8 protein-coding genes are annotated in these 11,061 nt (G+C 71.3%); 3 read left to right on the top strand and 5 right to left on the bottom strand.

The window, feature by feature from the left end:
• Positions 1-14: 14 nt before the first annotated feature.
• The 3 genes from ligA to mnmA form a co-directional block, all read right to left on the bottom strand.
• Complete coding sequence (ligA, locus tag M7D61_RS03255; protein ID WP_298227554.1) at positions 15-2,243, bottom strand: NAD-dependent DNA ligase LigA; 2,229 nt, start codon at positions 2,241-2,243, stop codon at positions 15-17.
• Positions 2,244-2,278: 35 nt separating this feature from the next.
• A complete protein-coding gene (locus M7D61_RS03260; protein ID WP_298227556.1) occupies positions 2,279-2,830 on the bottom strand; it encodes a TetR/AcrR family transcriptional regulator in 552 nt (183 codons plus the stop codon).
• A gap of 107 nt (positions 2,831-2,937) precedes the next feature.
• Complete coding sequence (gene mnmA, locus M7D61_RS03265) at positions 2,938-4,041, bottom strand: tRNA 2-thiouridine(34) synthase MnmA (RefSeq protein ID WP_298227558.1); 1,104 nt, start codon at positions 4,039-4,041, stop codon at positions 2,938-2,940.
• A 65-nt stretch (positions 4,042-4,106) separates the two neighbouring features.
• On the opposite strand from mnmA, the gene M7D61_RS03270 reads away from it, so the two are divergent.
• A complete protein-coding gene (locus M7D61_RS03270) occupies positions 4,107-4,637 on the top strand; it encodes an emopamil-binding family protein (protein ID WP_298227560.1) in 531 nt (176 codons plus the stop codon).
• On the opposite strand, the gene M7D61_RS03275 is transcribed toward M7D61_RS03270, so the two are convergent.
• Positions 4,621-5,802, bottom strand: coding sequence for a cysteine desulfurase family protein (locus M7D61_RS03275; RefSeq protein WP_298227562.1), 1,182 nt, complete (start codon positions 5,800-5,802; stop codon positions 4,621-4,623). The two genes, M7D61_RS03270 and M7D61_RS03275, sit on opposite strands and share 17 nt — an antisense overlap.
• A gap of 20 nt (positions 5,803-5,822) precedes the next feature.
• On the opposite strand from M7D61_RS03275, the gene glgX reads away from it, so the two are divergent.
• The gene (gene glgX, locus M7D61_RS03280; protein WP_298227564.1) at positions 5,823-7,868 is read left to right on the top strand and encodes a glycogen debranching protein GlgX; all 2,046 of its coding nucleotides are present in this window, start codon (positions 5,823-5,825) and stop codon (positions 7,866-7,868) included.
• A 25-nt stretch (positions 7,869-7,893) separates the two neighbouring features.
• Here glgX and glgP read toward each other — a convergent pair whose 3' ends face one another.
• Positions 7,894-10,455, bottom strand: coding sequence for an alpha-glucan family phosphorylase (gene glgP / locus M7D61_RS03285; protein WP_298227566.1), 2,562 nt, complete (start codon positions 10,453-10,455; stop codon positions 7,894-7,896).
• A 91-nt stretch (positions 10,456-10,546) separates the two neighbouring features.
• Here glgP and M7D61_RS03290 point away from each other — a divergent pair.
• Positions 10,547-11,061, top strand: a 515-nt coding sequence (locus tag M7D61_RS03290; protein WP_298227568.1) for a maltotransferase domain-containing protein, incomplete at its 3' end; no start/stop codon positions are given.

An 11,061-nucleotide genomic window follows, 5' to 3' on the forward strand; every position in this document is an offset into this window, starting at 1 on the left:
CGCGGGGTGCCCGCTCAGCCGTCCAGCGCGTTGGGCCCCCGAGTCACGAGGGTGCGGAACTGCGCGGCGTCGAGGACGGGGATGCCGAGCTCCTCCGCCTTGGCGAGCTTCGAGCCGGCGCCGGGGCCGGCCGCGACGTAGTCGGTCTTCTTCGACACACTGGACGACGACTTGCCGCCGGCGGCGATGATCGCCTCATCGGCGCTCTCGCGCGTGTAGCCCTCGAGGGTTCCGGTGACGACCACGGTGAGACCGGACAGCACGCCCGCGGCACCGGCCGCCGCGCCCGGGCCGGGATGGCCGGGCGTGGCGAACTGCACGCCGGCCGCCGCCCAGCGCGCGAGGATCTCGCGGTGCCAGTCGACCGCGAACCACTCGAGGAGCGACTCGGCGATGATGGCGCCGACGCCCTCGACCTCGCCGAGCTGCTCGGCGGACGCCGCGCGGATCGCGTCGAGCGAGCCGAACCAGTCGGCCAGGGCGCGCGCCGCGACCGGGCCGACGTGCCGGATGTTGAGCGAGACGAGGATGCGCCAGAGCGGCTTCGTCTTCGCCGCCGCGATGTTCGCGACGAGCTCTTCCGCGGCCTTGGACGGGCCGTACTCGCGATGCTCGACCTTGTCGAGGGTCCAGCGCCTCACGATGCGCTGGAACGGCCGGTCGCGCTCGGGATTGCCCGCCGAATCGAGCACCGGAAGGCCGGTCTCGAGATCGGTCACCGTGATCTCGATGCCCTCGAGCGTCGCCGGGTCGACGATGTCGAACAACCCCGCCTCGGTCGGCAGCAGCGGCGCCGGCGGCTGGGTGAGCGCCGCTGCGGCGCGCTCGCCGAGGCCTTCGATGTCGAGGCCGCCGCGCGACCCGATGTGCTCGACGCGCCCGCGCACCTGGGCCGGGCAGCCCTTGGCGTTGGGGCAGCGCAGATCGACGTCGCCCTCCTTCATCGGCTGGAGCGCCGCGCCGCACTCCGGGCAGCGCTCGGGCATGACGAAGTCGCGCTCGGTCCCGTCGCGCAGCTCGACGACGGCGCCGAGCACCTCGGGGATGACGTCGCCCGCTTTGCGCAGCACGACGGTGTCGCCGATCTTCACGCCCTTCTCGCGCACGACGTCCTGGTTGTGGAGCGTCGCCCGCTCGACGACCGAGCCGGCGACCCGCACCGGTTCCATCACCGCGTACGGGGTGGCGCGGCCGGTGCGGCCGATGCCGACGAGGATCTCGAGCAGCTTCGTGTTGACCTGCTCGGGCGGGTACTTGTAGGCGATCGCCCAGCGCGGCGCGCGGCTCGTCGCCCCGAGCTCGTCATGCAGTGCGAGGTCGTCGACCTTGACGACGATGCCGTCGATCTCGTGCTCGACCTCGTGCCGGTGCTCCCCGTAGTAGCGCACGTACTCCTGAACCGCCGAGATCGAGTCGACGACGCGGAGGTGCGTGCTCGTGGGCAGCCCCCACGCCGCGAGCAGCCCGTAGACCTCGGACTGCGTCGCCACGGGCGGCTCGGCCCACGCTCCGATGCCGTGGACGAGCATGCTCAGTCGGCTCAGCCGGTCGCGCATGAGCGCGAGCGCGGCCGGCGTCTTGCCCTCGGCCTTCTGCCTCAGCGAGCCGGAGGCGGCGTTGCGCGGGTTCGCGAACTGCTTCTCGCCCGCCGCCGACTGCCTGGCGTTGAGCGCGTCGAAGTCGGCAACCTTGAAGAACACCTCGCCGCGCACCTCGACGAGCGGCGGATGGCCCGAGCCGGCGAGCTGCCCCGGGATCGCCGCGATGGCGCGGACGTTCTCGGTGACGTCCTCGCCGACCCGGCCGTCGCCGCGCGTCGCCGCCGAGACGAGCCGGCCGTGCTCGTAGCGCAGCGAGATGGCGAGGCCGTCGATCTTGAGCTCGCACAGCCAGCGCACCGCGGTGCCTGCGGATTCCGCTGTTTTGACCGCCCAGTCGGCGAGCTCGCCGGCCGAGAAGACGTTGTCGAGGCTGAGCATGGGCTCGGCGTGCGCGACGGGGGCGAACAGGGTGGTGTCGCCGCGCCCGCCGACGCGCAGGGTCGGGGAATCCTGGGACTGCAGCTCGGGCCAGAGCCGCTCGAGCTCGCGCAGCCGGGCCATGAGGCCGTCGTACTCGGCATCGGACATGAGGAGCGTGTCGCGCTCGTAGTACGCGTCGGCCGCATCGTTGATGCGGCGCGTCAGGTCGGCGACCTCGACGTGCGCCTCGTCGAGGGTCGGGTCGGACGCAGCGGTGGCCACGGGGAAAGACTAAGGCGAACCTCCGACGTCGGCCCCTACGCCGTGATGCCGTCGAGCAGGACCTGGAGGAAGCGCTCCCTGAGCGCCGGGGCGAGGTCGGCCTGCAGGCCGACCTGGGTGATCGCGAACATCGCCGTGATGATGATGTCGTAGCTGATGTCGGGCTTGATGACGCCGGCGGCGGCCGCCTCCGCGATGCGCGCGCCGAACAGCGAGCGCACCTGCCCGGAGAGCTCGGTGAGGCGGCTCGGCGGTGGATCCCGCTCGATCATGAGGTCGATGAGGCTCACGTCCGGTGCGACGGCGATCCAGCGCACGAAGGCCTCGATGACGAGCCACGAGTCGGGCTCGGCCTCGAGCCCGGCAAGCAGTGCGACGGCCTCCTCCAGCCTGCGCTCCAGGATGGCGGCGTGCAGCGTCGCGGAGTTCGGGAAGTGGCGGTACAGCGTCGCGTTGCCGACGCCGGCGCGCTGCGCGATCGTGTCGAAGGGCGCGGAAGCGCCCTGCTCGGCGAAGACGGCACGCGCGGCGGCGACGATCTTGTCGCGGTTCGCGAGTGCGTCGGAACGCATCTTGCGCTCGGCCACGAGTGACACCTCCTCAGTGCTCCTCGGCGAGGCTACAGGGGTCTACTGGGGATGGCTTCCCCGTATTCGGGAAACACCCAGAGTGCCGGGTCCACCCCCCGGAGGGGTCAGGCGGCCGGTACGGCGCTGCGCGTGCGCGCGATGGTGAGCTGCCCGAGGACCCGGGTGCCGGAATACAGCACGGCGGTCTGGCCGGGCGCGACGCCGCTGATCGGGGAATCCGGGCGCACCACCAGCTCGCCGTCGACGAGCGCCGCGGCCGCGGGCACCGGATCGGCGTGCGCGCGCACCTGCACCTCGCAGCCGAACCCGGCGGCGGGATGCCGCGGGGCGAGGCCGGCCCAGCTGAAGCGCTCCCCCGCGAGTTCGACGATGTCGAGGGCCTCCCTGGGGCCGACGACGACGGTGTTGTCCGCCGGACGCACCTCGAGCACGAAGCGCGGCCGACCGTCCGGCGCGGGAACCCCGAGGCTGAGCCCACGGCGCTGGCCGACCGTGTAGGCGTGGGCGCCGAGGTGCTCGCCGACCTTCGCGCCGGCGCGGTCGACGATGTCGCCGGGCGCGACACCGACGTGCTCGCCCAGCCACCCGCGGGTGTCGCCATCGGGGATGAAGCAGATGTCGTGCGAGTCGGGCTTCGCCGCGACCGAGAAGCCGCGCGCCTCCGCCTCGGCGCGCACCTCGGCCTTCGACGGCGTGGCGCCGAGCGGGAACATCGCGTGCGCGAGCTGTTCGGCGGTGAGCACGCCGAGGACATAGGACTGGTCCTTGGCCCAGGCGGCGGCGCGGTGCAGCTCGCGGTTGCCGGCGGCATCCGCCACCACCGTCGCGTAGTGGCCCGTGCACACCGCGTCGAAGCCGAGCGCGAGCGCCTTGTCGAGCAGGGCCGCGAACTTGATCCGCTCGTTGCAGCGCATGCACGGGTTCGGGGTGCGGCCGGCGCGGTACTCGGCGATGAAGTCGTCGACGACGTCCTCGGTGAAGCGCTCCGAGAAGTCCCAGACGTAGAAGGGGATGCCGATGAGGTCGGCCACGCGTCGGGCGTCGAGGGCGTCCTCGACGGTGCAGCACCCGCGCGCGCCGGTGCGCAGCGTGCCCGGCGTGCGGCTGAGGGCAAGGTGCACGCCGACCACGTCGTGGCCGGCGTCCTTCGCGCGCGCGGCCGCGACGGCGGAATCCACCCCGCCGCTCATCGCCGCCAGCACCTTCACCCTTCGATTTTCGCACGCGACACGCCTCGAACGGGAGAGCGCACCTCAGCCGGTACAATCCAGCCGTGACTGCAACGACCGCAACGACCGCAACCCCGCCCGCGAACCTGCCGCTCGCGAAGCGCCCCTACGACATCGCGTTCCTCGTGATCTTCACGGTGTTCATCGTCACCTGCATCATCAGCGACTCCGTCGAGGGCCTCGGCCTCGATATGGTGCCGAACTCGCCCAACCTGCTCGTGCAGTGGAACTACTGGTACGCGCACAACTTCGACCCGCTCTACGCTTCGCACCCGACCTGGCTGCGCTTCATCAGCGGCACCAGCGCCTTCGCCTACGTCGTGTTCTACGTGGTCCTCGACATCGCCATCATCCGCGCCTGGAACTGGATCCAGCTCCCCAGCGTCATCTACGCGACGATGATCATCGCGTTGACGGGAATTCCGATCTTCGGTGTCGAGCTGTTCGGCGCACCGGCTGACCTGCCGACCCCGAATCCGGCGGTGTTCCTCGCGTTCAACGGGCCGTACATCGTGATCCCGCTGCTGCTGCTCATCCGGATGCGCAAACCCCTGCCCTTCACCCGCGTGTGGTGAGGCCGGCCTCCCGCGCCTTCGCATAAGCGGCGGGGAGGGCGGCGAGGAGCGCGTCGACGTCGGCCTCGGTCGACGTCTCGCCGAGAGTGATGCGCAGGGCGCTGCGGGATTCCGCCGCGGTGCGGCCGATCGCGCGCACGACGTGCGACGGCTCGGGGATTCCCGCCTGGCACGCGGACCCCGTCGACACCGCCACGCCCTGCTGGTCGAGGAGGAAGAGCAGCGAGTCCCCCTGGGCGCCGGGAAAGGTGAAATGCGCGTTCATGCTCAGGCGCGCGTCGCCGCCCGGCCCGCTGAGACGGGCCTCGGGTACCGCCTGGTGGACGCCGGCGATGACGCGCTCGCGCAGGGCGACGAGGCGGGCGTTGCGCGCCGCGAAGTCGCGCTGCATCGCCCGGGCGGCCGCCGCGAAAGCCGCTGCCGCGGCGACGTCCTGAGTGCCGGAGCGGATGCCGCGCTGCTGGCCGCCGCCGTGGAGCAGCGGCTCCACGGCCGCCGTGCGGGCGAGCACCAGAGCGCCGATGCCCACCGGCCCGCCGATCTTGTGCGCGCTGACGCTGAGCGCCGCAGCGCCCAGGGCGCGGAAATCGATGGGCACATGCCCGTAGGCGGCGACCGCGTCGACGTGGATCGGCACGCCAGCCTCGCGGGCGGCGGCGGCGAGCTCGGCGACGGGTTCGATCGTGCCGATCTCGTTGTTGGCCCAGAGCGCGGTGGCAAGGGCGGCCTCGTCGCCGGGGTCCGGCGCAAGAGCCCGATGCCAGGCATCCCGGTCGACGACGCCGGACGCGTCGAGCGGGATCCAGCGCGCCCGCGCGCCCTCGTGCCGCTCGAGCCATTCGATCGCGTCGATCGTCGCGTGGTGCTCGCCCTCCGGCGCCACGATCGCCCGGCGCGGCCGTTCGCCGGGATGCCGGGCCCAGAACAGACCCTTGACCGCGAGGTTGATCGCCTCCGTGCCCCCCGAGGTGAAGACGACCTCGATGGGGTCGGCGCCAACCGAGGCGGCGACGGCCTCACGGGCCTCCTCGAGCGAGCGTTTCGCCGCCTGGCCGAAGGCGTGGATCGACGAGGCGTTGCCGACCGTGCGCAACGCTTCGGCGTAGGCGTCGATCGCCTCGGGCAGCATCGGGGTCGTCGCCGCGTGATCGAGGTACACGGCCATAGCTCATTACTCTATTCAGCATGGTCGCCTCCGCCTTGACGTCTGCGCTGGGCGTGACGACGACGACGGACGGCGGCACCGTCGGGGTATGGAGCGCGAGCGCCGACTCGCTCGAACTGTGCCTCTACAGCGACAAGGATCCGGCCTGGCTCGTCGAGGCCGTGCCGATGACCCGCGGTGCGGACGACGTGTGGACGGCCGCGTCGGCGAAGCTCACGCCGGGCCGGCGGTACGGCATCCGCGCGACCGGCCCGACCGGACCGAAACACCGGTTCGACAAGGAACTCGTCCTCCTCGACCCCTACGCCCGCGGCATCCAGAAGCTCCGCACCGATGAGTGGCGCTCGGTCGTCGTCGACGGCGCGTTCGACTGGGGCACCTCGGCGAAGCCGCGCACCGGCCTCGACCGCACCGTCATCTACGAGGCGCACGTCAAGGGCTTCACGAAGCTCGCGCCGGAGGTGCCCGCCGAGCTGCGCGGAACCTACGCCGGCCTCGCCCACCCCGCCACGATCGCCTATCTCACCGGTCTCGGCGCGACTGCGGTCGAACTCCTGCCGATCCACTATTTCGCCTCCGAGCAGCGGCTCATCAAGCAGGGCCTCGTCAACTACTGGGGCTACAACAGCGTGGGATTCTTCGCCCCCCACCCCCTCTACGCGACGAGGACGGCCCAGGCGGCAGGCCCGGGCGCCGTGCTGCGCGAGTTCAAGGGCATGGTCAAGCTGCTCCACGAGGCCGGACTCGAGGTCATCCTCGACGTCGTCTACAACCACACCGCCGAGGAGGGCATCGGCGGGCCGACGTCGAGCTTTCGCGGGCTCGACAATGCGAACTATTACCGCCAGCAGGACGACGGCACCTACATCGACACCACTGGTTGCGGCAACACCATCGACTTCACGCAACCGGCGAGCGCGCGCCTGGTACGCGACAGTCTGCGGTTCTGGGCGAATGAGTGCCAGGTCGACGGCTTCCGCTTCGACCTCGCCGTTGTGCTCGGCCGCGGCAATGACGGCGCTTATGACCCGCAATCCCGGCTGCTCTACGGATTGCTCGACGACCCCGCCCTCGAGGGTGTCGAGTTCATCGCCGAGCCCTGGGACGTGGGTCTCGGCGGCTGGCAGACCGGCAATTTCCCGCCGGGCTGGAGCGAGTGGAACGACCGCTATCGCGACCGGGTGCGCAACTTCTGGCTGCGCGACATCGCCGATGCCCGCACCGGCGCGGCCACCCCGACCGGCATCGGCGGCTTCGCCACCCGCCTCGCCGGCTCGTCGAACACGTTCTCGACCGAGCGCGGTCCGCTCGCGTCGGTGAACTTCATCACCGCGCACGACGGGTTCACGCTCGCCGACCTGGTCTCGTACGACGAGAAGCACAACCTCGGCAACGGCGAGTTCAACCGCGACGGGACCGACAACAACCGGTCCTTCAACCATGGTGCGGAGGGGCCGACCGACGACCGGGCGATCAACGCCGTCCGCCGCAAGGCGATGCGGAACCTGCTCGGCACGCTGCTGCTCTCCGCGGGGGTGCCGATGCTCACCGCCGGTGACGAATTCGGCCGCTCGCAGATGGGCAACAACAACGCCTACTGCCACGACGACGAGCTCACCTGGGTGCGCTGGGACCGCGATGAGGCCGCCGCCGGCATGCAGACGACGGCCACGAAGCTCATCGCGCTGCGACGCGAGAATCCAGCGCTGCGCCCGGTGCGCTACGGAAAGTTCGGAGAGACCGTGCCGAGCGCCAGCCAGATGGACTGGTACGACGTCGACGGCACCACGATGTCGGAATCCGACTGGCAGAGCCCGGCCAACCGCACGCTGCAGTACCTCGCGGCCTCCACCCCCGAGTTCGAGGACTTCAACCGGATCCTCCTCATCGTGCACGGCGTTGAGAACGATGTGCAGGTGACGCTGCCCGCCCACGAGGGCGTGAGCGGCTACACCCGCCTCTGGAACTCCGCGGACGAGACGCCGTCGGACGCGCTCGACGAGTTCGCCCCCGGCGACACGGTCGCGGTGACGGCGACGTCGATGCAGCTCTTCCGAGCCCACTGACCTGCGCGGGCGGTCGGAGCGGAGGCTAGGAAGCAGAGGCGATGAGGCCGAGTTCGGCATCCGAGGCGAGCAGTTCGTTCTTCGGCAGCACGCGCACCGTGTAGCCGAACGTGCCCGCCCGCTCGAGCGGCACCGTGCCGCCGAACGCGATCGTGCCCTCGACGCCATTGCCCGCGACGGTCTCGACCTCGAGGTCGAGGCGGCCCGCCGCGACGATCTCGTCGCCGGACTCGGCGTGGCCGTAGACCACCTCGACGTGCACGTCGTCGGGGGCGAGGGAGCCGAGCGCGACGTGGGCGCGCAGGTGCAGGCTGTCGCCGACCTGCGGCACGTCGTCCACTCCCCCCGACTCGACATGCTGCACCGACACCTGGGGCCAGGCCGCGACGACGCGCGCCTTCCACGCCGCAAGCGCCTTCGCGTCGGCGAATCCCTTGGCGCTCAGCCGCGAGGCGAGCTGCGAGGCCGGGCGGTAGAGCTCGGAGACGTACTGCTTGACCATGCGGTCGGCGGAGAGCTCGGGTGAGAGCGTCGCAAGAGTGTGGCGGATCGAGTGCACCCAGCGCTCGGGCACGCCGTCGGCGTTGCGGTCGTAGAACCGCGGTGCGATCTGGTGCTCGATGAGGTCGTAGAGCGCCGCCGACTCGAGGTCGTCGCGTTCCGCGGCATCCCCCGCCGAATCGGCGGACGGGATGGCCCAGCCGTTCTCGCCGTCGTAGCACTCGTCCCACCAGCCGTCGAGGATCGAGAGGTTGAGCGAGCCGTTCAGCGCCGCCTTCATTCCGCTCGTGCCGCACGCCTCGAGCGGGCGCAGCGGGTTGTTGAGCCAGACATCGCAGCCGGGATAGAGCGTCTTCGCCATCGTGATGTCGTAGTCGGGCAGGAAGACGATGTGCGCGCGCACCGCGGGGTCGGACGCGAACTGGTAGAGCTCCTGGATGAGGCGCTTGCCCTCGTCGTCGGCCGGATGCGATTTGCCGGCGACGACGAACTGCACGGGCCGAGCGGGGTCGAGCAGGATGCGCTTGAAGCGCTCCAGGTCGTGGATCATCAGCGTGAGGCGCTTGTAAGTCGCCACCCGGCGGGCGAAGCCGATCGTGAGCACCTCGGGGTCCAGGATCGTGTCGACCCAGGTCGGCGCGATGCGGCCCTCGTTCTCGTGCGCCGCGTGCCCGCGACGCCGCACGTCGGCGACGAGCGCCGCGCGCATCGCGCCGCGCGCCGCCCACAGCTCCGCGTCCGACAGCGCGGGGCTCAGCCAGTCGGCGCTCGTCGTGTCGGCGGTGCCGAGGCGCGTCTCCGCGAGGCTCACCAGCACCGGATCGGTCCACGTCGGCGCGTGCACGCCGTTGGTCACTGACCCGATGGGCACCTCGTCGACGTCGAAACCGGGCCAGAGCCCCGAGAACATCGCACGGCTCACCCTGCCGTGCAGCTTCGCGACGCCGTTGGCGTGCTGGCCGAGGCGCAGGCCGAGGATCGCCATGTTGAAGACACTCTTCGACCCTCCGGCGTAGGTCTCCGCACCGAGGGCGAGGACCTGGTCGCGGGTGACGCCCGGCAGCAGTTCGGGGGTCGCGAAGTAGCGCTCGATGAGCGACCGGTCGAAGCGGTCGATGCCGGCCGGCACCGGCGTGTGCGTCGTGAAGACCGTGCCGGCCCGCACCACCTGCAGTGCGGCGTCGAACGTCAGCCCCTCGCCGATGAGCTTGGAGATGCGCTCCAGCCCCTGGAATCCGGCGTGGCCCTCGTTGGTGTGGAACACTGCCGGCATCGGCCGATCGGTGAGATCGGCGGCGAGCGTGAGGGCGCGGACACCACCGATGCCGAGCAGCAGCTCCTGCAGCAGCCGGTGCTCCCCGCCGCCGCCGTAGAGGCGATCGGTGATGCCGCGCAGGTCCTCCGCGTTCTCGCGGATGTTCGTGTCGAGCAGCAGCAGCGGGATGCGCCCCACTCGGGCGACCCAGATGCGGGCGTAGAGCGCACGGCCGTCGGGCAGCGCGAGGGCGATGCGGGCGGCCGAGCCGTCAGGCCGGCGCAGCACCACGAGCGGCAGGCCGTCGGGGTCGAGCACGGGATAGCTCTCCTGCTGCCAGCCGTCGGGCGAGATGGATTGCGCGAAATAGCCCGACCGGTAGAACAAGCCCACTCCCGCCAGCGGCACCCCGAGGTCGGACGCGCTCTTGAGGTGGTCTCCGGCGAGGATGCCGAGGCCTCCGGAGTACTGCGGCAGCGCCGCCGCGACCCCGAACTCCGGCGAGAAGTAGGCGATGCCGTTGGGCGCGTCCTCGAGGGCCTGGAACCAGCGGGGCTCGGCGATGTAGCGCCGCAGGTCGGCGCGGAGGGAATCCGCCCACCCCACGAATCCCGGGTCGGCCGCGAGTTCCGCGAGGCGCGACGGCTCGACGGCCCCGAGCAGCGCGATCGGGTCGTGGTTGGTCTCCTGCCACGCCTGCTCCGAGATGGTGCGGAAGAGCCGCTGCGTCGGCTCGTGCCACGACCAGCGCAGATTGAGGGCAAGCTCCTCGACCGACGCGAGCGCTTCCGGCATGACCGCGCGGACGGTGAACCTGCGGATAGCCTTCACAGGCCAACGCTAACCGGTGGAGCGCTTCCGGCGGGTAACCCGCACGCGGCCAATGAGGGATAGCACTCCCCCAGGGCGCTAGCGTCGTGTCGTGGCGACAATCGGGCGGCTCCCCATCCTCGAGCTCGCACCCAGTGTCGATGGCGGCGCGTGGCCCGCCAAGGCCTTCGTCGGCGAGGTCGTACCCTTCACGGCGGTGGCGTTCCGCGAGGGCTACGGCATCCTCCGCGCCGACCTCGTCCTGCTGCCCCCGGACGGCGAGCAGACCGTGCACCCCATGACCCTCGACGAGGGCTTCGACCGCTGGACGGCGCTCGCCCAGGTCGACCGCGAGGGCGAGTGGCGGTTCCGGGTCCAGGCCTACGCCGACGACTACGCCACCTGGCTCGACGCCGCGACGAAGAAGGTGCCGGCCGGCGTCGATGTCGAGCTGGTCTTCGCCGAGGGTCGCGCCCTGCTCTGGCGCGCTGTCAACGACGCGCGCCGCGCCCAGAGCGAGCGCCGCTACCTCGACGAGCTCGCCGCGGCGATCACCGACCCGACGGCGGATGCCGCATCGCGGCTCGCCCGCGCCGCCGAGGAGCGCCTGCTGCGCATCCTCCAGGA

Origin of the sequence: Gryllotalpicola sp. (genome assembly GCF_027352875.1) — a bacterium.
Classification (GTDB): domain Bacteria; phylum Actinomycetota; class Actinomycetes; order Actinomycetales; family Microbacteriaceae; genus Gryllotalpicola.